General features: G+C 40.0%; 14 protein-coding genes, 27 tRNA genes, 4 rRNA genes and 1 pseudogene. 44 read left to right on the plus strand and 2 right to left on the minus strand.

The features are described 5' to 3' along the window. The first annotated feature begins 30 nt into the window (after window positions 1-30). The 39 genes from rrf (DQM45_RS00095) (at window position 31) to DQM45_RS00285 (ending at window position 15225) form a co-directional block, all read left to right on the plus strand. Window positions 31-146: ribosomal RNA gene (rrf, locus tag DQM45_RS00095) — 5S ribosomal RNA — on the plus strand. Between the two features lie 14 nt (window positions 147-160). After that, window positions 161-233 (plus strand) — tRNA-Val (locus tag DQM45_RS00100). A gap of 20 nt (window positions 234-253) precedes the next feature. Further along, window positions 254-326 (plus strand) — tRNA-Asp (locus tag DQM45_RS00105). An 87-nt stretch (window positions 327-413) separates the two neighbouring features. Further along, window positions 414-486 (plus strand) — tRNA-Lys (locus tag DQM45_RS00110). 4 nt (window positions 487-490) lie between these two features. After that, window positions 491-572, plus strand: a tRNA-Leu gene (locus DQM45_RS00115). Between the two features lie 9 nt (window positions 573-581). Next, window positions 582-654: transfer RNA gene (locus DQM45_RS00120), tRNA-Thr, on the plus strand. Window positions 655-666: 12 nt separating this feature from the next. After that, a tRNA-Gly gene (locus DQM45_RS00125) sits at window positions 667-738 on the plus strand. Between the two features lie 8 nt (window positions 739-746). Then, window positions 747-831: transfer RNA gene (locus DQM45_RS00130), tRNA-Leu, on the plus strand. Window positions 832-846: 15 nt separating this feature from the next. Continuing rightward, window positions 847-920, plus strand: a tRNA-Arg gene (locus DQM45_RS00135). 6 nt (window positions 921-926) lie between these two features. Then, window positions 927-1000 (plus strand) — tRNA-Pro (locus tag DQM45_RS00140). Between the two features lie 148 nt (window positions 1001-1148). Further along, a 16S ribosomal RNA gene (locus tag DQM45_RS00145) occupies window positions 1149-2697 on the plus strand. Between the two features lie 170 nt (window positions 2698-2867). Further along, a tRNA-Ala gene (locus DQM45_RS00150) sits at window positions 2868-2940 on the plus strand. Between the two features lie 299 nt (window positions 2941-3239). Next, window positions 3240-6144: ribosomal RNA gene (locus DQM45_RS00155) — 23S ribosomal RNA — on the plus strand. 104 nt (window positions 6145-6248) lie between these two features. Beyond that, window positions 6249-6364: ribosomal RNA gene (gene rrf, locus DQM45_RS00160) — 5S ribosomal RNA — on the plus strand. The 16S, 23S and 5S rRNA genes sit together here with 27 tRNA genes alongside, the layout of an rRNA operon. Before the next feature lie 14 nt (window positions 6365-6378). Further along, window positions 6379-6451 (plus strand) — tRNA-Val (locus DQM45_RS00165). A gap of 20 nt (window positions 6452-6471) precedes the next feature. Then, window positions 6472-6544, plus strand: a tRNA-Asp gene (locus DQM45_RS00170). An 87-nt stretch (window positions 6545-6631) separates the two neighbouring features. After that, window positions 6632-6704, plus strand: a tRNA-Lys gene (locus tag DQM45_RS00175). A 4-nt stretch (window positions 6705-6708) separates the two neighbouring features. Next, window positions 6709-6790, plus strand: a tRNA-Leu gene (locus DQM45_RS00180). Window positions 6791-6799: 9 nt separating this feature from the next. After that, window positions 6800-6872, plus strand: a tRNA-Thr gene (locus DQM45_RS00185). Window positions 6873-6884: 12 nt separating this feature from the next. Further along, window positions 6885-6956, plus strand: a tRNA-Gly gene (locus tag DQM45_RS00190). A gap of 8 nt (window positions 6957-6964) precedes the next feature. Next, window positions 6965-7049: transfer RNA gene (locus tag DQM45_RS00195), tRNA-Leu, on the plus strand. 15 nt (window positions 7050-7064) lie between these two features. After that, window positions 7065-7138, plus strand: a tRNA-Arg gene (locus DQM45_RS00200). Between the two features lie 6 nt (window positions 7139-7144). Continuing rightward, window positions 7145-7218, plus strand: a tRNA-Pro gene (locus DQM45_RS00205). Between the two features lie 6 nt (window positions 7219-7224). After that, a tRNA-Met gene (locus DQM45_RS00210) sits at window positions 7225-7298 on the plus strand. A 26-nt stretch (window positions 7299-7324) separates the two neighbouring features. Continuing rightward, a tRNA-Ile gene (locus tag DQM45_RS00215) sits at window positions 7325-7398 on the plus strand. 7 nt (window positions 7399-7405) lie between these two features. After that, window positions 7406-7495: transfer RNA gene (locus DQM45_RS00220), tRNA-Ser, on the plus strand. 11 nt (window positions 7496-7506) lie between these two features. Beyond that, window positions 7507-7580: transfer RNA gene (locus DQM45_RS00225), tRNA-Met, on the plus strand. A gap of 23 nt (window positions 7581-7603) precedes the next feature. Further along, a tRNA-Phe gene (locus tag DQM45_RS00230) sits at window positions 7604-7676 on the plus strand. A gap of 12 nt (window positions 7677-7688) precedes the next feature. Beyond that, window positions 7689-7759 (plus strand) — tRNA-Gly (locus DQM45_RS00235). Between the two features lie 39 nt (window positions 7760-7798). Next, window positions 7799-7872, plus strand: a tRNA-Ile gene (locus tag DQM45_RS00240). 10 nt (window positions 7873-7882) lie between these two features. Next, window positions 7883-7970, plus strand: a tRNA-Ser gene (locus DQM45_RS00245). A 62-nt stretch (window positions 7971-8032) separates the two neighbouring features. Continuing rightward, a complete protein-coding gene (gene mreC / locus DQM45_RS00250; RefSeq protein ID WP_003084951.1) occupies window positions 8033-8851 on the plus strand; it encodes a rod shape-determining protein MreC in 819 nt (272 codons plus the stop codon). Window position 8852: 1 nt separating this feature from the next. Beyond that, complete coding sequence (mreD, locus tag DQM45_RS00255) at window positions 8853-9359, plus strand: rod shape-determining protein MreD (protein ID WP_003083366.1); 507 nt, start codon at window positions 8853-8855, stop codon at window positions 9357-9359. 93 nt (window positions 9360-9452) lie between these two features. Beyond that, complete coding sequence (pcsB, locus tag DQM45_RS00260; RefSeq protein ID WP_003083936.1) at window positions 9453-10694, plus strand: peptidoglycan hydrolase PcsB; 1242 nt, start codon at window positions 9453-9455, stop codon at window positions 10692-10694. Window positions 10695-10805: 111 nt separating this feature from the next. Next, window positions 10806-11765: a ribose-phosphate diphosphokinase gene (locus DQM45_RS00265; RefSeq protein WP_003085926.1), complete on the plus strand. Its 960-nt coding sequence runs from the start codon at window positions 10806-10808 to the stop codon at window positions 11763-11765. 114 nt (window positions 11766-11879) lie between these two features. After that, complete coding sequence (locus tag DQM45_RS00270; protein ID WP_003084309.1) at window positions 11880-13058, plus strand: pyridoxal phosphate-dependent aminotransferase; 1179 nt, start codon at window positions 11880-11882, stop codon at window positions 13056-13058. After that, window positions 13048-13821 carry a DNA repair protein RecO gene (gene recO, locus DQM45_RS00275; RefSeq protein ID WP_003084584.1) on the plus strand — a complete coding sequence of 258 codons (774 nt, stop codon included), beginning with the start codon at window positions 13048-13050 and terminating at the stop codon, window positions 13819-13821. The genes DQM45_RS00270 and recO overlap by 11 nt, the downstream gene beginning before the upstream one ends. Before the next feature lie 158 nt (window positions 13822-13979). Continuing rightward, window positions 13980-14987 carry a phosphate acyltransferase PlsX gene (gene plsX / locus DQM45_RS00280; protein WP_003085006.1) on the plus strand — a complete coding sequence of 336 codons (1008 nt, stop codon included), beginning with the start codon at window positions 13980-13982 and terminating at the stop codon, window positions 14985-14987. Continuing rightward, window positions 14980-15225 (plus strand): phosphopantetheine-binding protein, encoded by a 246-nt coding sequence (locus DQM45_RS00285; RefSeq protein ID WP_003085388.1) that lies wholly within the window; start codon window positions 14980-14982, stop codon window positions 15223-15225. Before plsX ends, DQM45_RS00285 begins: the two co-directional genes overlap by 8 nt. 675 nt (window positions 15226-15900) lie before the next feature. Here the strand turns inward: DQM45_RS00285 and DQM45_RS00290 are convergent. Continuing rightward, window positions 15901-16986, minus strand: a complete 1086-nt coding sequence (locus DQM45_RS00290) for a CHAP domain-containing protein (protein WP_003083717.1) — start codon at window positions 16984-16986, stop codon at window positions 15901-15903. A gap of 120 nt (window positions 16987-17106) precedes the next feature. Further along, window positions 17107-17724 carry a hypothetical protein gene (locus DQM45_RS00295; protein ID WP_003085316.1) on the minus strand — a complete coding sequence of 206 codons (618 nt, stop codon included), beginning with the start codon at window positions 17722-17724 and terminating at the stop codon, window positions 17107-17109. A gap of 1404 nt (window positions 17725-19128) precedes the next feature. On the opposite strand from DQM45_RS00295, the gene purB reads away from it, so the two are divergent. The 5 genes and pseudogenes from purB (at window position 19129) to DQM45_RS00315 (ending at window position 23349) form a co-directional block, all read left to right on the plus strand. Continuing rightward, on the plus strand, window positions 19129-20421 hold the full coding sequence (purB, locus tag DQM45_RS00300; RefSeq protein WP_003084697.1) for an adenylosuccinate lyase: 1293 nt from the start codon (window positions 19129-19131) through the stop codon (window positions 20419-20421). 103 nt (window positions 20422-20524) lie between these two features. Beyond that, entirely contained in the window at window positions 20525-21430 is a 906-nt protein-coding gene (locus DQM45_RS00305) for a helix-turn-helix transcriptional regulator (RefSeq protein ID WP_003083020.1), read from the plus strand. Between the two features lie 72 nt (window positions 21431-21502). Further along, a complete protein-coding gene (locus DQM45_RS10205) occupies window positions 21503-21601 on the plus strand; it encodes a quorum-sensing system DWW-type pheromone (RefSeq protein ID WP_198920371.1) in 99 nt (32 codons plus the stop codon). 31 nt (window positions 21602-21632) lie between these two features. Then, window positions 21633-22631, plus strand: coding sequence for a Holliday junction branch migration DNA helicase RuvB (ruvB, locus tag DQM45_RS00310; protein WP_003085189.1), 999 nt, complete (start codon window positions 21633-21635; stop codon window positions 22629-22631). 275 nt (window positions 22632-22906) lie between these two features. After that, a pseudogene (locus tag DQM45_RS00315) lies at window positions 22907-23349 on the plus strand (low molecular weight protein-tyrosine-phosphatase). Window positions 23350-23357 lie beyond the last annotated feature (8 nt).

Consider the following 23357-nt stretch of genomic DNA (forward strand, 5'->3'; position numbering starts at 1 on the left):
AGTGGACTAAGATTAGAGTTCAATCATAAGTTAAGTGACGATAGCCTAGGAGATACACCTGTACCCATGCCGAACACAGCAGTTAAGCCCTAGAACGCCTGAAGTAGTTGGGGGTTGCCCCCTGTTAGATACGGAAGTCGCTTAGCTTAGACCACTCGATGGGAGTTTAGCTCAGCTGGGAGAGCATCTGCCTTACAAGCAGAGGGTCAGCGGTTCGAACCCGTTAACTCCCATAGTATTAATAAAGATACGAGGTCCCGTAGTGTAGCGGTTATCACGTCGCCCTGTCACGGCGAAGATCGCGGGTTCGATTCCCGTCGGGACCGTTTTAAAAGTCTGTGGACTTTTAAAAGTAGCGGATAGAATAAGCGAAGCTTAGGACATTCGTTAATCAAATGAAGAAATGAAGATGAGACTCGTTAGCTCAGTTGGTAGAGCAATTGACTTTTAATCAATGGGTCACTGGTTCGAGCCCAGTACGGGTCATCAAGCGGGTTTGGCGGAATTGGCAGACGCACCAGATTTAGGATCTGGCGCTTAACGGCGTGGGGGTTCAAGTCCCTTAACCCGCATAACCTTAGGCCGGCTTAGCTCAGTTGGTAGAGCATCTGATTTGTAATCAGAGGGTCGCGTGTTCAAATCATGTAGCCGGCATTTACAACAATTGCGAACGTAGTTCAGTGGTAGAACACCACCTTGCCAAGGTGGGGGTCGCGGGTTCGAATCCCGTCGTTCGCTTTTGAGTGGCCGGGGTGGCGGAACTGGCAGACGCACAGGACTTAAAATCCTGCGATGGTTTACATCGTACCGGTTCGATTCCGGTCCTCGGCATTAATTTAATAAAAAGCACCCTTAGCTCAACTGGATAGAGTACCTGACTACGAATCAGGCGGTTAGAGGTTCGACCCCTCTAGGGTGCATGAGTTCGGGAAGTAGCTCAGCTTGGTAGAGTACTTGGTTTGGGACCAAGGTGTCGCAGGTTCGAATCCTGTCTTCCCGATGTGAATTATTCTATAAAATAATTCAAAGACCTTTGAGAACTGAATAAGACAAGAAAAACCAAACGTGAGGGTGATATGCAAGACATATTACCCGTCAAGCAAAAGCAATAAATCTGTCAGCGACAGAAAGAACGAGAAAGTTCAAACTAAAATGAGAGTTTGATCCTGGCTCAGGACGAACGCTGGCGGCGTGCCTAATACATGCAAGTAGAACGCAGAGGACAGGTGCTTGCACCAGTCTAATGAGTTGCGAACGGGTGAGTAACGCGTAGGTAACCTACCTTATAGCGGGGGATAACTATTGGAAACGATAGCTAATACCGCATGAAAGTAGAAGACCCATGTCATCTACTTAAAAGGGGCAACTGCTCCACTATGAGATGGACCTGCGTTGTATTAGCTAGTTGGTGAGGTAAAGGCTCACCAAGGCGACGATACATAGCCGACCTGAGAGGGTGATCGGCCACACTGGGACTGAGACACGGCCCAGACTCCTACGGGAGGCAGCAGTAGGGAATCTTCGGCAATGGGGGGAACCCTGACCGAGCAACGCCGCGTGAGTGAAGAAGGTTTTCGGATCGTAAAGCTCTGTTGTTAGAGAAGAACGGTAATGGGAGTGGAAAATCCATTACGTGACGGTAACTAACCAGAAAGGGACGGCTAACTACGTGCCAGCAGCCGCGGTAATACGTAGGTCCCGAGCGTTGTCCGGATTTATTGGGCGTAAAGCGAGCGCAGGCGGTTTGATAAGTCTGAAGTTAAAGGCTGTGGCTTAACCATAGTTCGCTTTGGAAACTGTCAAACTTGAGTGCAGAAGGGGAGAGTGGAATTCCATGTGTAGCGGTGAAATGCGTAGATATATGGAGGAACACCGGTGGCGAAAGCGGCTCTCTGGTCTGTAACTGACGCTGAGGCTCGAAAGCGTGGGGAGCAAACAGGATTAGATACCCTGGTAGTCCACGCCGTAAACGATGAGTGCTAGGTGTTAGGCCCTTTCCGGGGCTTAGTGCCGGAGCTAACGCATTAAGCACTCCGCCTGGGGAGTACGACCGCAAGGTTGAAACTCAAAGGAATTGACGGGGGCCCGCACAAGCGGTGGAGCATGTGGTTTAATTCGAAGCAACGCGAAGAACCTTACCAGGTCTTGACATCCTTCTGACCGGCCTAGAGATAGGCTTTCTCTTCGGAGCAGAAGTGACAGGTGGTGCATGGTTGTCGTCAGCTCGTGTCGTGAGATGTTGGGTTAAGTCCCGCAACGAGCGCAACCCCTATTGTTAGTTGCCATCATTAAGTTGGGCACTCTAGCGAGACTGCCGGTAATAAACCGGAGGAAGGTGGGGATGACGTCAAATCATCATGCCCCTTATGACCTGGGCTACACACGTGCTACAATGGTTGGTACAACGAGTCGCAAGCCGGTGACGGCAAGCTAATCTCTTAAAGCCAATCTCAGTTCGGATTGTAGGCTGCAACTCGCCTACATGAAGTCGGAATCGCTAGTAATCGCGGATCAGCACGCCGCGGTGAATACGTTCCCGGGCCTTGTACACACCGCCCGTCACACCACGAGAGTTTGTAACACCCGAAGTCGGTGAGGTAACCATTTAGGAGCCAGCCGCCTAAGGTGGGATAGATGATTGGGGTGAAGTCGTAACAAGGTAGCCGTATCGGAAGGTGCGGCTGGATCACCTCCTTTCTAAGGAAATGGAAGACGTTTGGTCTTGTCTTATTTAGTTTTGAGAGGTCTTATTTAAGTTATGAGAACGTTAAGAAATCTGTATGAAAAAGATTTTAGTTTGAATACAATTAAGCTTCACGTAATAGAATAGTACCACCACTAATAATGTAACAACCAGTTTATTAGTCGGGGCCTTAGCTCAGCTGGGAGAGCGCCTGCTTTGCACGCAGGAGGTCAGCGGTTCGATCCCGCTAGGCTCCATAGGATATAAGTCCACCTAAACTTAATAATAAGTGAAGTTGAACACGCAACTAACTTCCTAGGAAAATAGATAATCTTCCTTGTGTGCAAGCACACTGTGTCAGAATCCTAATTTTCTACAGAAGTTTCGCTAAAGCGAGCGTTGCTTTGTATCCTAAACATAGTCCATTGAAAATTGAATAACTATATCAAATTCCACGATCATTAAAATGATTGTAGAAAAGTAACAAGAAATAAACCGAAAAAAAGATAAACGCGAACATATTAAAAAAAATAAGAAGGTCGAAAGACTGGAATAAGGTTAAGTTAATAAGGGCGCACGGTGGATGCCTTGGCACTAGAAGCCGAAGAAGGACGTGACTAACGACGAAATGCTTTGGGGAGCTGTAAGTAAGCGCTGATCCAGAGATGTCCGAATGGGGGAACCCACTAACTAATGGTTAGTATCCATGACTATAAAGGTCATGAGAAGGAAGACGCAGTGAACTGAAACATCTAAGTAGCTGCAGGAAGAGAAAGCAAACGCGATTGCCTTAGTAGCGGCGAGCGAAACGGCAGGAGGGCAAACCGAGGAGTTTACTCCTCGGGGTTGTAGGACTGCGACGTGGGACTTTAATTTAATAGAAGAATTACCTGGGAAGGTAAGCCAAAGAGAGTAATAGCCTCGTATTTAAAATTGAATTGAGCCCTAGCAGTATCCTGAGTACGGCGAGACACGCGAAATCTCGTCGGAATCTGGGAGGACCATCTCCCAACCCTAAATACTCTCTAGTGACCGATAGTGAACCAGTACCGTGAGGGAAAGGTGAAAAGCACCCCGGGAGGGGAGTGAAATAGAACCTGAAACCGTGTGCCTACAACAAGTTCGAGCCCGTTAATGGGTGAGAGCGTGCCTTTTGTAGAATGAACCGGCGAGTTACGTTATGATGCGAGGTTAAGTTGAAGAGACGGAGCCGTAGGGAAACCGAGTCTTAAGAGGGCGAAATAGTATCATGATGTAGACCCGAAACCATGTGACCTACCCATGAGCAGGTTGAAGGTGCGGTAAAACGCACTGGAGGACCGAACCAGGGCACGTTGAAAAGTGCTTGGATGACTTGTGGGTAGCGGAGAAATTCCAAACGAACTTGGAGATAGCTGGTTCTCTCCGAAATAGCTTTAGGGCTAGCGTCGATGTTAAGTCTCTTGGAGGTAGAGCACTGTTTGGGTGAGGGGTCCATCCCGGATTACCAATCTCAGATAAACTCCGAATGCCAAGTAGATATAATCGGCAGTCAGACTGCGAGTGCTAAGATCCGTAGTCGAAAGGGAAACAGCCCAGACCACCAGCTAAGGTCCCAAAATAATTGTTAAGTGGAAAAGGATGTGGGGTTGCACAGACAACTAGGATGTTAGCTTAGAAGCAGCTATTCATTCAAAGAGTGCGTAATAGCTCACTAGTCGAGTGACCCTGCGCCGAAAATGTACCGGGGCTAAAACAATTTACCGAAGCTGTGGATTACTAGTAATAGTAATGGTAGGAGAGCGTTCTATGTGTGAAGAAGGTATACCGTGAGGAGTGCTGGAACGCATAGAAGTGAGAATGCCGGTATGAGTAGCGCAAGACAGGTGAGAATCCTGTCCACCGTAAGACTAAGGTTTCCAGGGGAAGGCTCGTCCGCCCTGGGTTAGTCGGGACCTAAGGAGAGACCGAAAGGTGTATTCGATGGGCAACAGGTTGATATTCCTGTACTAGTATGTATAGTGATGGAGGGACGCAGAAGGCTAACTAAAGCGTGCGAATGGAAGAGCACGTCTAAGCAGTGAGGTGTGGTATGAGTCAAATGCTTATACCTAATACATTGAGCTGTGATGGGGAGCGAAGTTTAGTAGCGAAGTTAGTGATGTCACACTGCCAAGAAAAGCTTCTAGCGTTTAAATACATACTACCCGTACCGCAAACCGACACAGGTAGTCGAGGCGAGTAGCCTCAGGTGATCGAGAGAACTCTCGTTAAGGAACTCGGCAAAATGACCCCGTAACTTCGGGAGAAGGGGTGCTGTCAGCGATGACAGCCGCAGTGAATAGGCCCAAGCAACTGTTTATCAAAAACACAGCTCTCTGCTAAATCGTAAGATGATGTATAGGGGGTGACGCCTGCCCGGTGCTGGAAGGTTAAGAGGAGGGTTTAGCGCAAGCGAAGATCTGAATTGAAGCCCCAGTAAACGGCGGCCGTAACTATAACGGTCCTAAGGTAGCGAAATTCCTTGTCGGGTAAGTTCCGACCCGCACGAAAGGCGTAATGATTTGGGCACTGTCTCAACGAGAGACTCGGTGAAATTTTAGTACCTGTGAAGATGCAGGTTACCCGCGACAGGACGGAAAGACCCCATGGAGCTTTACTGCAGTTTGATATTGAGTATCTGTACCACATGTACAGGATAGGTAGGAGCCATTGAGAACGGGACGCCAGTTTCGTTAGAGGCGATGTTGGGATACTACCCTTGTGTTATGGCTACTCTAACCCAGATAGGCAATCCCTATCGGAGACAGTGTCTGACGGGCAGTTTGACTGGGGCGGTCGCCTCCTAAAAGGTAACGGAGGCGCCCAAAGGTTCCCTCAGATTGGTTGGAAATCAATCGCAGAGTGTAAAGGTATAAGGGAGCTTGACTGCGAGAGCAACAACTCGAGCAGGGACGAAAGTCGGGCTTAGTGATCCGGTGGTTCCGCATGGAAGGGCCATCGCTCAACGGATAAAAGCTACCCTGGGGATAACAGGCTTATCTCCCCCAAGAGTTCACATCGACGGGGAGGTTTGGCACCTCGATGTCGGCTCGTCGCATCCTGGGGCTGTAGTCGGTCCCAAGGGTTGGGCTGTTCGCCCATTAAAGCGGCACGCGAGCTGGGTTCAGAACGTCGTGAGACAGTTCGGTCCCTATCCGTCGCGGGCGTAGGAAATTTGAGAGGATCTGCTCCTAGTACGAGAGGACCAGAGTGGACTTACCGCTGGTGTACCAGTTGTCTTGCCAAAGGCATCGCTGGGTAGCTATGTAGGGAAGGGATAAGCGCTGAAAGCATCTAAGTGCGAAGCCCCCCTCAAGATGAGATTTCCCATGATTTTATATCAGTAAGAGCCCTGAGAGATGATCAGGTAGATAGGTTAGAAGTGGAAGTGTAGTGATACATGTAGCGGACTAATACTAATAGCTCGAGGACTTATCCAAAGATAAGAAATAATAGACAGACGTTTATTGACAAAGAGGTAGAGTTCTTGATAAGATATAGTTATTCAATTTTGAGTGGACTAAGATTAGAGTTCAATCATAAGTTAAGTGACGATAGCCTAGGAGATACACCTGTACCCATGCCGAACACAGCAGTTAAGCCCTAGAACGCCTGAAGTAGTTGGGGGTTGCCCCCTGTTAGATACGGAAGTCGCTTAGCTTAGACCACTCGATGGGAGTTTAGCTCAGCTGGGAGAGCATCTGCCTTACAAGCAGAGGGTCAGCGGTTCGAACCCGTTAACTCCCATAGTATTAATAAAGATACGAGGTCCCGTAGTGTAGCGGTTATCACGTCGCCCTGTCACGGCGAAGATCGCGGGTTCGATTCCCGTCGGGACCGTTTTAAAAGTCTGTGGACTTTTAAAAGTAGCGGATAGAATAAGCGAAGCTTAGGACATTCGTTAATCAAATGAAGAAATGAAGATGAGACTCGTTAGCTCAGTTGGTAGAGCAATTGACTTTTAATCAATGGGTCACTGGTTCGAGCCCAGTACGGGTCATCAAGCGGGTTTGGCGGAATTGGCAGACGCACCAGATTTAGGATCTGGCGCTTAACGGCGTGGGGGTTCAAGTCCCTTAACCCGCATAACCTTAGGCCGGCTTAGCTCAGTTGGTAGAGCATCTGATTTGTAATCAGAGGGTCGCGTGTTCAAATCATGTAGCCGGCATTTACAACAATTGCGAACGTAGTTCAGTGGTAGAACACCACCTTGCCAAGGTGGGGGTCGCGGGTTCGAATCCCGTCGTTCGCTTTTGAGTGGCCGGGGTGGCGGAACTGGCAGACGCACAGGACTTAAAATCCTGCGATGGTTTACATCGTACCGGTTCGATTCCGGTCCTCGGCATTAATTTAATAAAAAGCACCCTTAGCTCAACTGGATAGAGTACCTGACTACGAATCAGGCGGTTAGAGGTTCGACCCCTCTAGGGTGCATGAGTTCGGGAAGTAGCTCAGCTTGGTAGAGTACTTGGTTTGGGACCAAGGTGTCGCAGGTTCGAATCCTGTCTTCCCGATGTGATGGCGGTGTAGCTCAGATGGCTAGAGCGTCCGGTTCATACCCGGAAGGTCGGGGGTTCGATCCCCTTCGCCGCTATTTTATATTTATATATGGATGACTTTGGACCTTTAGCTCAACTGGTTAGAGCACTCGGCTCATAACCGAGCGGTCGTAGGTTCGAGTCCTACAAGGTCCATTTATATGGAGGATTACCCAAGTCCGGCTGAAGGGAACGGTCTTGAAAACCGTCAGGCGTGTAAAAGCGTGCGTGGGTTCGAATCCCACATCCTCCTTTAAAGATTATCGCGGGATGGAGCAGCTAGGTAGCTCGTCGGGCTCATAACCCGAAGGTCGTAGGTTCAAATCCTGCTCCCGCAATAGATATTATTTGTATGTATCATGGCTCGGTAGCTCAGTTGGTAGAGCAATGGATTGAAGCTCCATGTGTCGGCGGTTCGATTCCGTCTCGCGCCATTTATTTAGACTGCGGGTGTAGTTTAGTGGTAAAACTACAGCCTTCCAAGCTGTTGTCGCGAGTTCGATTCTCGTCACCCGCTTTATAGTTTTTACCAAGCTATACATTTATACTGTAGCTTGGGCGCGTAGCTCAGGTGGTTAGAGCGCACGCCTGATAAGCGTGAGGTCGGTGGTTCGAGTCCACTCGTGCCCATTAATATAATGGAGAATTACTCAAGAGGCTGAAGAGGACGGTTTGCTAAATCGTTAGGTCGGGAAACTGGCGCAAGGGTTCGAATCCCTTATTCTCCGTATTGATAAACGAAAATATCTAATTTAGATATTTCGTTTTTTTTTATTCTAGGGAGAGATACATGTTTAATAAAAAATTTTCCAGATTGATTTTTATATTTACATCTGTAATTGTTTTAATATTTTTGCTTTCGTTCTTCTACAATTCATCTATTTCACCTCATATTTCGCGGGCTACTACTGGTGTAATTGGTCAAATTGACACTATAATTGGAAAACCCTTTAAGGTTTTGGAAGATGCTGTATCTGACAGCAAAGCATTGTTGAGAACTTTTGAGGAAAATAAAAAACTTAAAAATAAAATTTCTAAGTTAGAATTAATTTCTAGCGAAGTGAAGTATCTGAGAAAGGAAAATGAGGAATTAAGGACTCAATACAACGTTCACTTGCCAGAGACTAGCAGGGTAGCTGCTCAAATTATTACTAGAACACCTGAAACCTGGACTCAATCTATCGTCATAAAATTTGATAAACATAAAAATATTCAAACTGGTATGCTTGTAGTTTCAGGATCAGCTTTAGTGGGGAGAGTTTCTACTGTTGATAAAGGTGTATCACATGTTGATTTATTAACATGTGGAAAACTATTGAATTTGCCAATCAAAATTAAGGGTCATAGATCGGTCGTGTTTGGTAATTTGATGTCCTACTCTGCGTCAACGCAAACAATGATAGCAAGTGAACTTAATTCAAACGATAGACTTACAGTTGGCTCTTTAGTTTATACTAGCGGTTTAGATGGAGCTTCAGTTTCAGATATTCTCATTGGAAAAGTAAAAAAAGTTGAGGATGCAGATGATAAATTACAACGTAAGGTTTACATTTCTTTATCTGGGAATTTTTCTGAGATGAATTATCTTTCAATTGTTGGGAAATTTTAAAATGAATAAAAGGCTATTTTTATGGAGTTTATTAGCTATTCCTTTACTATTATTAGATGCTCATATAACACACTTGTTTAGTATGATTTTTGTTGAAAATGTAAAGGTAAATTCAGCTATTTTTCTGATTTTTTTATTTTTTATTTCGGTTGCTCGTAATGGTGTAGATTATGCTGTGCCTCTACTTGCTACGGGATGTGGCCTTGTTTATGATTACTATTATTTTGATCAATTTGGTATTATGGTAATTGCTTTTCCTGTCTATATATTGTTGATTTTTTCGGAAAAAAAGATATTTAAAATCTCAACAACACTTTTTCAAAATATCTTGATATTTTCAGTTAATCTTTGTGTCTTTTATACACTTACCTTTATGCTTTTGCAAAGACATCATTTAATGAATAATTATTGGAGTTTTTACATAACTTATCATTTTTTACCCTCTTTGCTTTTCAATGTGTCATTTTTTGTAATAATCTATAAACAATTGAACAGATTTTTTTATTGATTATTACACAGAACTGTAATATGGGCGTAACATTACTTCTTGTTTTTTTTGATACAATATATGATGTCTTATCGAAAAGGAGTAGTTTTTTTAATGAAAAAGAGAATTTTATCAGCCGTTCTTGTAAGTGGTGTGACCCTTGGAGCTGCTGCGACTGTTAATGCAGATAATTTTGATTCTAAAATTGCTGCACAAGACACAATTATATCAAAATTAACAGCAGAACAATCAGAAGCGCAAGAAAAAGTAACAACACTACAAAGTCAAATTGGCTCATTACAAACTGAGCAAGATAATTTAACACAAGAAAATGAAGAACTACAAGCTAAATCTATTAAGTTGGGAGAAGAAATTCAAGCTCTTTCTAGTAAAATTGTAGCTCGTAATGAGGCTTTGAAAAAACAAGCTCGTAGCGCACAAAAAGGTAATACAACTTCAAGCTACATTAATACGCTTTTGAATTCTAAATCAATTTCAGATGCAGTAAATCGTATCGCTGCAATTCGTGAAGTTGTTAGTGCAAATGCTAAAATGTTAAATCAACAAATAGCAGATAAAAAAGCGCTTGAAGAAAAACAAACTGAAAACCAACAAGCTATTAATACTGTAGCAGCAAACATGGGAACAATTGCTGCTAATAAGGTGTCATTAGAAACACAAAAAGCCAACTTAGAAGTAGCAAAACTTAATCTTTCTGAAAAGATGGCTACTGCTGAGTCTGAAAAAACTAGCCTTCAAAGTCAAAAAGCTGAAGCTGAACGTATAGCTGCGGAGAAAGCAGCAGCAGAGGCAGCAGCTAAAGAAAAAGCAGCAGCAGAAGCAAGAGCTCAAGCAGAATCAGTTGCTCAAGCACAAGCTGCGGTAGCTCCACAAACTTCTACAAGTGCCGCACCAGCGCCAGCAGGGTTAACGTCATCAGTAGCAAGTGCCGCGCCGGTAGCATCATCTTCACCGGTAGCAAGTGCTGCACCTGCTTCATTCACGCCTAGACAGACTTATAGTGCAGCTAACACTTATCCAATTGGTCAATGTACTTGGGGTGTTAAATCACTTGCACCATGGGTAGGTAACTATTGGGGTAACGGTGGACAATGGGCAGCAAGTGCCGCAGCAGCAGGTTACACTGTAAGTAGTACACCAGTTGTAGGTTCTGTAGCTGTATGGACTGGCGGAGGATACGGACACGTTGCTTACGTTACTTCTGTTGAAAGTTCAACTAGGATTCAAGTAATGGAAAGTAATTACAATGGCATTCAATCTATTGCTAATCACCGTGGTTGGTTTAACCCAACTGCAACTTCTCTTGGATCAGCTGTTTATATTTATCCAAACTAAAAAGAGTGACCAGCTTAGCTGGTCTTTTTAATATTCTCAAGGTTGGAAAAGAATTGAAAAAATATTTAAAAAGGGTTAAAATGGTAGAGGATTAAAACTTTGGAGGAAAAAATGTCTTATTCTGATTTGAAATTGTTTGCCCTTTCGTCAAACAAGGAACTAGCGGAGAAAGTAGCAAATTCTATGGGGATTGAGCTTGGAAAATCTACCGTTCGTCAGTTTTCGGATGGCGAAATACAAGTTAATATTGAAGAATCAATTCGTGGTCATCATGTTTTCATTTTACAATCTACCAGTTCACCTGTAAATGATAATTTAATGGAGATTATGATTATGGTTGATGCATTGAAGCGAGCAAGTGCAGAAACTGTAAGTGTTGTTATGCCTTATTATGGCTATGCAAGGCAAGACCGAAAAGCTCGTTCTCGTGAACCAATTACATCAAAATTGGTTGCAAATATGCTTGAAGTTGCTGGTGTTGATCGTTTATTGACTGTTGACCTTCATGCGGCACAGATTCAAGGATTCTTTGATATCCCTGTTGATCATCTGATGGGTGCGCCTTTAATTGCTGATTATTTTAAACGTAAAGGCTTGGTTGGTGATGATGTTGTTGTCGTTAGCCCTGACCATGGTGGTGTGACTCGGGCGCGTAAATTAGCACAATTCCTCCGTACTCCAATTGCAATTATAGATAAACGTCGTAGCGTTAATAAAATGAACACTAGTGAAGTTATGAACATTATTGGGAATGTTGACGGTAAAAAATGTATTCTTATTGATGATATGATTGATACTGCTGGTACCATTTGTCATGCCGCGGATGCTCTTGCTGAAGCTGGTGCAACAGAAGTGTATGCTTCATGTACTCACCCCGTTTTATCAGGTCCGGCCTTGGAGAATATTGAAAAATCTGCTATTAAAAAATTAGTTGTTTTAGATACTATTTATCTTCCAGAAGAGCGTTTAATTGATAAAATTGAACAAATTTCTATCGCTAACTTAATTGGTGAGGCTATTATTAGAATTCATGAAAAACGTCCATTATCTCCACTGTTTGAAGTGGACTAAATCTTGAAGTAGTCTTTGACTACTTTTTTTGATACTTTTGTATTCCTCGCTTTTAATGTTCATTTTGAGAATTTCAGGTATAATAGTAGTATTCAATTATTTAGGAGGACTTTTGTGGATTTAAGTCACAGGTTTAATAAACAGCTTAACAAAATTGAAATTTCGTTGATTAGGCAATTTGATCAATCAATCTCTGACATTCCAGGTATGATTAGATTAACACTTGGTGAACCAGATTTTACAACGCCAGATCATATTAAGGAAGCAGCTAAAAAAGCGATTGATGACAACCACTCCTATTACACGGGGATGAGTGGACTAGTAGGACTAAGGAAAGCCGCTTGTCAGTTTGTAAAACAAAAATATCACTTAGATTTTAATCCAGATAATGAAGCTATGGTAACAATTGGTGCGACAGAAGCTCTCTCTGCAGCTCTCTTAGCTGTTTTAGAGCCAGGGGATAAAGTACTTCTACCAGCTCCTGCTTATCCAGGATATGAGCCTATAGTGACCTTAGCAGGGGCAGAAATTGTAGAAATTGATACAACTCCTAATAATTTTGTTTTAACTGCAGATATTTTGGAAAAGGCTTTGCTTGCCGAAGGGCAAAGAGTAAAGGCTGTGCTCCTAAATTATCCAGCTAATCCTACAGGAGTTACTTATTCCCGTGCAGAAATCATTTCTTTTGCCGAGGTTCTCAAAAAATTTCCTGTTTTTGTTATTTCTGACGAGGTTTACTCAGAGTTAAATTATACAGATCAAGCTCATGTATCTATTGCTCAATTTCTACCGGAACAAGCTATATTAATTAATGGATTATCTAAATCTCACGCTATGACAGGATGGCGCATAGGTTTTATTTTTGCGAAAGAACCCTTAGCACACCAATTGCTCAAGAGTCATCAATATCTTGTTACAGCAGCTACTACTATGGCGCAATTTGCTGGAATTGAAGCATTAACGAAGGGAATGAACGATACTCTTCCTATGAAGCGTGACTATTTGCTTCGCAGAGATTATATCATTGAAGCAATGACAAAGCTTGGTTTTTCTATTATCAGACCTGATGGAGCCTTTTATATATTTGCTAAAATTCCAAAAGGATTTGGTGAGGAAGATTCCTTTAAATTCTGTCAAGACTTTGCTCGAGAGCAAAAAGTTGCGGTCATTCCAGGAATTGCTTTTGGACAATTTGGAGAAGGCTATATTCGCCTATCTTATGCTGCAAGTATGACTGTTATCATTGAAGCAATGGCTCGTTTAGCCATTTTTATGGAAAACTATGAAAACTAAAGAAAGTTACGCACTGGTTCTTTACAATAAAAATTATCGAGAAGATGATAAGCTCGTCAAGTTGTTCACAGAGACAGCTGGGAAGCGAATGTTTTTTATTAAGCACGCCAGCAAATCAAAACTAGCATCTGTTATCCAACCCTTAACAATTGCTGATTTCATCTTAAAGATCAATGAAAAAGGTCTTTCTTATATAGATGATTACAATGATGTACAAACTTATCCTAGAATAAATCAGGATTTATATCGCTTGGCTTATGCTACTTATGTTATGTCTCTAGTAGATGCAGCAATACCAGATAATGAATCTGATAGTCAGCTTTTTGCTTTTACCAGAAAAACCTTAGATTTAATGGAAGAAGGTTTGGATTACGAAATTTTGACTAATATTTTTGAAATTCAAATTTTAGAACGTTTCGGCGTTAGGTTGAATTTCCACGAATGTGTTTTTTGTCATCGTGTAGGCTTACCCTTTGATTTTTCTCATAAATATTCAGGACCTTTGTGTCCTAATCATTTACAAGAAGACACTCATCGCAGTCATCTCGACCCCAATGTACTTTATTTATTAGATCAATTTCAAAATGTTCAATTTTCTGAATTAAAGAATATCTCTCTTAAAAAAGATATGAAAAAGAAGCTTCGTCAATTCATTGATGACCTTTATGAAGATTATGTGGGTATTCATCTCAAAAGTAAGAAGTTTATTAATGATTTGGATAAATGGGGTCATATTATGGAGTCGGAACAAGAACTTCGTTGAGTTAAGAAATCAGCAGCCGGTAGGTGAGTCTAGCTATAAACATGACTAAGATGAATAGATAGAATCGATTATTATTGTCTGCTGTGAAATGATTTGACTTTGTGCTATAATAGGGTCATTATTTGATAGTTAAGGAAAGCAAAAGGAATTATATTAATATGAAAAAAATTGCTATTGACGCTATGGGCGGAGACAACGCCCCCAAAGCTATTGTAGAAGGTGTTAATAAAGCCATTCAAGCTTTTTCTGATATTGAAATCCAGCTTTACGGGGATCAAGAAAAAATAGAAACTTATCTGACGCCCTCAGAGCGTGTTACCATTATTCATACTGATGAAAAAATTAATTCAGATGATGAGCCAGCCAAGGCTATACGTCGTAAAAAAAATGCCTCTATGGTTTTAGCAGCTAAAGCAGTAAAAGAGGGAGAAGCCGATGCGGTTCTATCAGCAGGAAATACAGGCGCTCTTTTGGCAGCAGGCCTTTTTGTTGTCGGACGCATTAAAGGTGTAGATCGTCCTGGTCTACTCTCAACTTTACCAACAAATGATAAAGTTGGGTTTGATATGCTTGATTTAGGAGCTAACGCTGAAAATACAGCAGCACATCTACACCAATATGCTATATTAGGTTCTTTTTATGCAAAAAATATTCGTGGTGTTGCTAACCCTCGGGTAGGTTTGCTCAACAATGGAACTGAAAATACGAAAGGCGATCCTATCCGTAAAGAGACATATGCCTTACTTGACGCCGATTCAAGCCTAAATTTTGTTGGTAATATTGAAGCGCGTGATCTGATGAACGGCATTGCTGATGTTGTTGTGACTGATGGTTTCACGGGAAACGCTGTTTTGAAGTCTATTGAAGGCACTGCTCTTAGTATTATGAAGCAGCTAAAAACGTCTATTAAGGGCGGTGGGATTAAAGCCAAAGTGGGAGCTCTTCTAATGAAGAACAGCTTGAAAGAGATGAAGCATTCCCTAGATTACTCAGATGCTGGTGGTGCGGTACTTTTTGGACTTAAGGCTCCAGTGGTTAAATCACATGGTTCAAGCGGTGAAACCTCTATTTTTTATACTATAAAGCAAATTCGGTCAATGCTGGAAACAGATGTTGTTGGACAGTTAATAGAAGAATTTTCTAAGGAGATTAGCAATAATGACTAGAAAAATTATTTTAGAGAAATTACAAGAAATTATAAGGGAGAAGGATGCCCTTAAAAATGTCATTCTGAATGAACAAACAAGTTTAAAAGATGATTTAGGAGTTGATTCAATTGAATTAACAGAATTTATTATAAACGTGGAAGATTCTTTTAATCTAAGTATTCCAGATGAAGACGTTGAGGGCTTAACTCGTATAGGCGATCTTATTGACTATCTCTTGGAACGTTTAGAAAAATAAAGATCTACTACGTTTAATTAACTGTTGAAACGTAATTTTTGGTGAAACCTTCAAGGGTTTCTTTTTTTGAAAATTCATGGGAGATAATTTTTATACTGCTTATTTAGAAAATATTGTGGAATAAAGGAAATCTGCTCTTCAATTTAAGTATTAAGAAACCTGCTATTTTCTGTAGAAAATTTAAGGTTTTTGAAAGGAATCTTTAAGTTTTTCTTAAGTTGTTTGCTCTATACTTTACTTATCCTAGTAATAGGAACCCCTAATTTTCTTTTTCATAAACCTCCTATAATCCCCAAAAAGCTAGCCATTTTTTTGGCTAGCTTTTTACTATTTATTAATATCAATCAATTAAAAGTTGTTATTAATCGCAAACTAAATCACTGGTTTTAAGTGATTTATGTAACTTCAGTGATTTAAAACACAAGAATAAGTATATAAGAGAGTTTTTAAAATGAAGTTTCTAAATTTTTGAATAAGATGTTTTCAATCTTATGGCTGTATGATATAGTTTAATTTAATAAAGTATTAACCCGAACATTAAGTGAGATAAAAGATAGCGGGATATCATTTTTGATTAGATGTTTAAATTAAAAGTTAATAGTTAAATTTATAAGGTGAAGTTTTGAAAATAAAGACTGAATTTACTATTTAGCATTTCAGCTTTATTTTAGTCATTTATTTTTTGTGGACTTGATCCATACTTATCCAAGTCTGTTTTTGCCCAATTTTAATTTTAATTCCTTTAGATTCTTGGTCGACCTGTAGAATCTTAAATTCTCCCGGAATGCTGAAGTATTCCCCGGGATAGAGGACTTGATCTCCAGCTTTTTGCCCAATCTTATCAGTTTCGATGAGGGGACCAGGGTCAAGCCAATTGAGTTGAGTAGCAGCTCCGCCCGCAAGGATATTACTTAAAATCATCCATCCATGATTGTGACTGACCTGGAAAGGCCCTTTGAAGTGAACTATTTGCTCGACTTTAAAATCATTAGTTTCCACTTGGTGTTCTAACTTTTCTATAGCAATATAACGCCTATTACCAGATCCTCCAATATAGGAGAGCCAACGATAACCATCAGCATCCAAAATCTTATCATAATGAACCGTATTACCCTTTTCGTAATAGACTAAATCAGAACTGTTTAGGGAAGGCTGAGCCTTTACAGCTTTTCTTTGATTAAAAGTATAACTTCCTTTTGGTGCTAGGTATGAGTGTCGACTAAGCTGACTAATAGAGATGTTTGAGCTATTATTTATCAAATTTTTAAAGTGGATGTAACCTGAGGCTTCCTGACGTAGAATCTGTCTACGATGATATTTCTCCGGTCCTTGCCCGGCATTGTAATTGTATTCTTCTAGTGTCACCAAATCGCCCTTAACCTCAGCAACCCAAGCTACGTGCCCATACTCTCGGTGCGAAAGGCTAACACCTTTATCAAACCAAGCAACGGAGCCAACCTGTGGGTTTATATCAACTTGATAGCCATTTCGGCGAGCAACATGACCCCAAGAATCAGCGTTACCATACCCTGACGGGAGAGAGAAACCATTGACAATATGAAGCCTATAGGCTACAAAAGAAGTACATTGTCTCAGGTACATTCCCCAAGTATCTGAACCCAAACCTGATTTCCAATTGATAGGGTAGTCATCTCCGATGACCGCAGCCGTCACAGGTTGACAACAAGATGGAAATAGAGTAGCCAAACCTAAACTGACGAATAGGAGAAATGAAATCCCCTTGTTTGTAAAATATTTCATGACAAACCTCCTTACCTTAGCTATTCGAAAACAAAAAGAAAACTCTGCTATTTTAGGCAGAGTTTTCTTTTTGGAAACTAAAATAATATTGCTTAATCCTATTTTGGGGAGGACTTCGGTTTAAGGTACATTTACAGTATAAACTAAATTGACCCCTGGAATATAAACAACAGCTAGAGTAGTTTTTTTATGACTTTCAACAGCAGTTTTGACGGCCCATCCGATAGATCCAGAAATAATAGCTGCAAATCCAGCAGTTGCAGGATTAACAGCAAATTGTTTTAGGTGCCAACCAGCATATGCTGCAGCAAATGTGCCTGCGGCCCAACCAGACATACTCCTTACTTTGGGACCAAGGTTAAATCGAATACCAACAGGACCTTTCATATAAACATTTGGTAATTCCCGGACTACTTCAAAGTAAAGTTGAACATCTGTTTCTGAAATACCAAGCAAGGTTGCTAATTCTTTTGGATCACCTTTTAGTCCAACAGCACCTCTTCTTTTCACATAGAAGTAACCTTCCAGAATTTTGGCTTTTTCAAGCATTTTCTTATCAGGCCTAGGAAGTGTTAGGTTTCCACTGAGATCTGAAATAGGTATGATTTTTTTCGGTCTTGTAGTATCTAACTCAATCTTAGAATCGGGGACCTGATCTGCTAATACACTAGGAAGTGATGCATTGAGCATCACAGAGGCAAGTAATGTAAATGCAGTAGTTTTAATAATTTTAGACATTTTTTTCCTTTCTTTGTTTTTTTAAGGATCGGATGAAGTTAGCTAAACCTTTTTTATATTTTAATTCTCCTTTCTATATAATAACTTCACCATTTTTGATTTCCTTACTTTTCTATCCGTAAAAAGCAAAAACAACTGCCTTGAAAACAGCTGTTTTTATAAATAGTATTATTTTCTTTTTTTACTTAATAAGATTGTTAAGGAGGCCAAGAAGGTTAGGGCTGCAAAAACAAGCCAATTCTCTAATTGGTAATAGCTTAGCATCCAAAACAGAAAAGTGAAGAAGAGACAGAGATAAAATAATGATTTAGGAGATTGTGAACTCATTAGGTGTTCATTCCTCTTTTCTATAGGTACTTTAAAGTCATCATACCAAAAATTTGTACAAGCTGAAATAGCAAAAATGTCTGAATGATTTATTCTTCTTTTAATTATTCGTAATCAAGGAGAAATTTAGAAAAGGGACGGCATTCAAATACTTAGGAAGTTGAGTAAGTATTTAGAGCTTATTATAATACGGTTATAGGAAAGAAAGTGAGGGAAAAATAGTAGGTTTCCACGGTAAAAGAAATTACAGTATATGCTTGTTTCATGACTTTTATTATGTGTGGGATCACTATCTATGGTTTTAATTATCAGAATCTTTATCAATTGATTAGCCTATTCAGGTTCTTTTAATGCTTTTCTTTTTTCAACCTGACAAAAGGAAGTATAATGAAGATTTTTCAGTTATGTCTATATGTAATTATATTACAAAAGGTTTTCATAACTTGCCATTCTTATCAAGATGCAATCATTCCCACTTTTAACTTTTTAATAATTTTTTCGGTCTTACCCTTTTATCCGTATACAAAAAAACTCAGGTGACCAAGGAGAATAAAAATATGAAAAAAGGTTGGTGCAACCATTCAATTAGTAATCTATAGTAGTTAGGGTATTAAATAATATTATAATGAAATAATAAGTAGAAGATATTTTATTTCTTCATTAAGAAAGTTCGAGGTATAGTCTTAATCTAGATTCAAAATAAGCCTAGCACTTATCTCTATTTTTATGGTAAACTAGAGATAAACATGTTGACAAATGGGTCGTGTGGCAACTTTTAGGGCTACTCTAGAAGAAACTAAGAAATTTTTGGAATTAATATGCTTCCTTTGAAAGTTGCTAATAAGGAAGTTTTTTAATGAAAGTAAAAATTGGATGAAAGCCAGGAAAAGCGTATTTACTTAATTGAATACGAGCTTGTTTTTCCTTCGATCAGAGAAAATGAAAGGAGTGAGGGGGTTCCGAGTATTTGAACTCGTTCTAAAAGCTTCAGAAAAAAGATAAACTATCTTGTGTGCAAGCACACTGCGTTAGTTTCCTATTTTTCTTTCGTTTTTGACGCCCTCTGTATCATAATTTATGTTAGAACGTTATTCACGCCCTGAGATGGCGACTATTTGGAGTGAAGAAAATAAATATAGAGCTTGGTTAGAGGTAGAGATTTTAGCAGACGAGGCCTGGGCTGAGCTTGGCGAAATTCCTAAAGAGGATGTGGCTAAGATTCGTGCTAATGCTGATTTTGATGTGAATCGTATCCTTGAAATTGAGAAAGAAACACGTCATGATGTGGTAGCTTTTACCCGTGCGGTTTCAGAAACGCTTGGTGATGAGCGTAAGTGGGTTCACTATGGCTTGACTTCAACAGACGTTGTTGATACGGCTTATGGTTACCTCTACAAACAGGCTAATGATATTATTCGTCGCGACCTTGAGAACTTTACGCAAATCGTGGCTGATAAGGCGCGTGAGCACAAGATGACGATCATGATGGGTCGTACTCACGGTGTTCATGCGGAACCGACGACTTTTGGTCTTAAGTTGGCAACTTGGTACAGCGAGATGAAACGTAATCAAGAGCGTTTCGAACGTGCTGCTGCTGGGGTTGAGGCTGGTAAAATCTCTGGCGCGGTAGGCAATTTTGCCAATATCCCACCATTTGTGGAAGAATATGTTTGCGGTAAACTTGGCATCCGCCCCCAAAAAATTTCTACACAGGTCCTACCTCGTGATTTACATGCCGAATACTTTGCGGTTCTAGCAAGCATCGCAACCTCTATTGAACGCATGGCAACTGAAATCCGAGGTTTGCAAAAATCTGAACAACGTGAAGTGGAAGAATACTTTGCTAAAGGGCAAAAAGGAAGCTCAGCTATGCCACATAAACGTAACCCTATCGGTTCTGAAAATATGACTGGTTTAGCCCGTGTTATCCGCGGTCATATGGTAACAGCTTATGAAAATGTTGCTTTATGGCATGAACGCGACATTTCACACTCATCTGCAGAACGGATTATTACACCTGACACAACAATTTTAATCAACTACATGCTTAATCGCTTCGGCAATATTGTTAAAAATTTAACAGTTTTTCCTGAAAATATGATCCGTAATATGGGTTCCACCTTTGGTCTTATCTTTAGTCAAAGAGTGATGTTGAAACTGATTGAAAAAGGTATGACTCGCGAAGGGGCTTATGATTTGGTACAGCCTAAAACAGCCTATTCGTGGGACAACCAAGTGGACTTTAAACCTCTCTTAGAAGCAGATGAAGAAGTAACTTCTCGTTTAACGCAAGAAGAAATTGATGAGCTTTTCAATCCTGTTTACTATACTAAACGAGTTGATGATATCTTCAATAGACTGGGATTATAAAAAATAAGGTTTGGACCTTGTTTTTTTATTTCTTTTTAAGATTAACAAAAAATGTCAAAAGTGTTATAATTGATTAAAAGAGCGTTAAGGAGCAAGAAAAAGGATGAAAAAACTTGGGAAAAAGATTCAAAAATTGAGGTTGGATAAGAGTCTGACTCGTGAAACTATTTGTGGAGATGAGTCAGAATTATCGATTCGACAGCTGGCTCGTATCGAAAAAGGTCAATCTATTCCTAGTTTAGCCAAAGTCTTATTTATTGCAAAAAAATTAGAATTACCTGTCGTTGAACTTATCAATCCAGAGTGCTTGGTTTTACCAAAACGTTATAAGGAGCTTAAATATCTGATTCTTAGGCGGCCAACCTACATGAATGGTCAAAATTTGGTGGATCGCGAAGCTCAATTTGATGAAATATTTGAAGATTATTATGCGACATTGCCTGAAGAAGAGCAGCTAATCATTGATTTATTACAGTCTCGGTTTGATGTCTACCAAAGTGGTGACACTAATTATGGTAAAGAATTACTCCGTGAGTATATTAGCCAAATTCGTAAGAAAAAGAGTTATGCTTTAAATGATATTTTTTTGATAGATCTTTACCTGACTTGTGGTATGGTTTCAAACTTTAAGGAAGAATTGTTCGATAAGGGAAATTTTGATTGTTTCACCAATAAATTAGTTCTTTTGGAAGATAAGTTAGAATTAAAAGATCTCTTTTTACTCAATAATGTTCTTCTCACCTCCATCGCTGTGGGAATTAGTATTAAAGAATATCAGAAAACAAGAATACTTCTGAATGTCTGTCGGCGGATTATGACAATTACCCAAGACTTTCAGCGTATGCCTATTTATTACATGTACGAATGGAAATACACTTTATTTTATATGAAAGACTCTCAAAAGGCTTATTATTATTACCGTCAATCTCTAATATTTGCACGAACACTAACCGATAATTACCTTGTTAATCGTTTAAAAACAAGTTGGGAATTAGATAATCAATCGTAACATGACATGGATGTCATGTTTTTTTCTGCTTAATCGAAGTATAATAGCAAAAAACTAAGAAGGAGGAATTTTATGCTTAAAAAACACAAATATACATTACTGTTAGTAGGTCTCTTTTTGGCTAGTGCAGCATTAACTATGACGGATAAAGATTGGTGGCATATCGGATGAATGGTGCAAGTCTTTGTGATATAATACTAGTATGACTAGAATTTTGGATAATGATGTGATGGGTGATGAGGAGCTTGTTGAACGTACTTTGCGCCCACAATTTTTAAGAGAATATATTGGACAAGATAAGGTAAAGGATCAGCTTAATATTTTTATTGAAGCTGCAAAGATGCGGGATGAGTCTTTAGATCATGTTCTACTTTTTGGTCCTCCAGGCTTAGGAAAAACGACTATGGCATTTGTTATTGCAAATGAGCTCGGTGTTAACCTTAAGCAAACTTCGGGGCCAGCTATTGAAAAATCTGGTGATTTGGTAGCTATTTTGAATGATTTAGAACCGGGGGATGTTCTGTTTATTGATGAGATACATCGAATTCCGATGGCTGTTGAAGAGGTACTTTATAGTGCCATGGAAGATTTTTATATTGATATTATGATTGGTGCTGGAGATACCAGTCGAAGTGTCCATCTAGAATTACCGCCGTTTACTTTGATTGGGGCAACTACACGTGCCGGAATGTTGTCAAATCCATTAAGAGCACGCTTTGGTATTACTGGCCATATGGAATATTATCAAGTTGATGATTTGACTGAAATTATAGAACGGACCTCGGATATTTTTGATATGGAAATTGTTCAAGAAGCTGCTCATGAGCTTGCTCGACGTAGTCGAGGTACCCCCCGTATTGCTAATAGACTTTTGAAACGTGTTCGAGATTATGCACAAATTATGGGAAATGGAATCATTACTAAAGATATTACTGATAAAGCTCTAGAAATGTTGGATGTTGATCACGAAGGATTAGATTATGTTGATCAAAAAATTCTACGTACCATGATTGAGATGTATAATGGTGGGCCAGTTGGATTGGGAACTTTGTCTGTTAATATTGCTGAAGAACGGGATACAGTAGAGGATATGTACGAGCCCTATCTCATTCAAAAAGGTTTCATTGTGCGGACACGTACGGGGCGAGTAGCAACACAAAAAGCCTATCAACATCTCCATTATCCTTACAACGAAAAATAGGAGATTCCTTAACCCTGGGTTAAGGTTTTTTTGTGCTATAGTGAGCGTCAAATTAAACTTATTTTTAGAATAAGAAAACTTAAAGGTTGGAGTGATAGGTTATAATTTAGTGAGTTTTACAGGATTAAATCATCAGTAATCTTATAAAAGTTTTAAAAAGTATGATAATAATAGAATAGTAAGAAAGGAGATTTTTTTGAAAAAATTGAAAATAATAATTGGTTTTTTCTGTGCTTTGATGATATTTTGTTATAATAAAATGGAGGTGTTTTCACATGGAAAAGGTATGTTTTGTTTGCTTAGGAAATATTTGCAGAAGCACAATGGCAGAATTTGTAATGAAATCTCTGGTTGAGGAAGATGGGTTGATTATTGAAAGTCGAGGTACTTCTAATTGGGAGCATGGAAATCCTATTCATCCTGGAACGCAGAACATTCTGAAAAGCTATGCTATCCCTTATAATTCTAAAAAAAGTCTCAGCAGGTAACAAAAGAAGATCTGGCAACCTTTGATTACATTATAGGAATGGACCAGAATAATGTTGCCGATTTGCGAAAACTGTCTGAAGGGCAATGGGATGATAAAATTTTTCTTTTTAATCACGAAGGAGTGCCAGATCCCTGGTATACGGGCGATTTTGAAGAAACTTATCGTTTAGTGCTAAAGGGGTGTCAAGAATGGCTTGACACAATAAAATATAACAAAGATATGAGTTGAGATTAGTC

This window comes from Streptococcus porcinus (assembly GCF_900475415.1).
GTDB lineage: Bacteria > Bacillota > Bacilli > Lactobacillales > Streptococcaceae > Streptococcus > Streptococcus porcinus.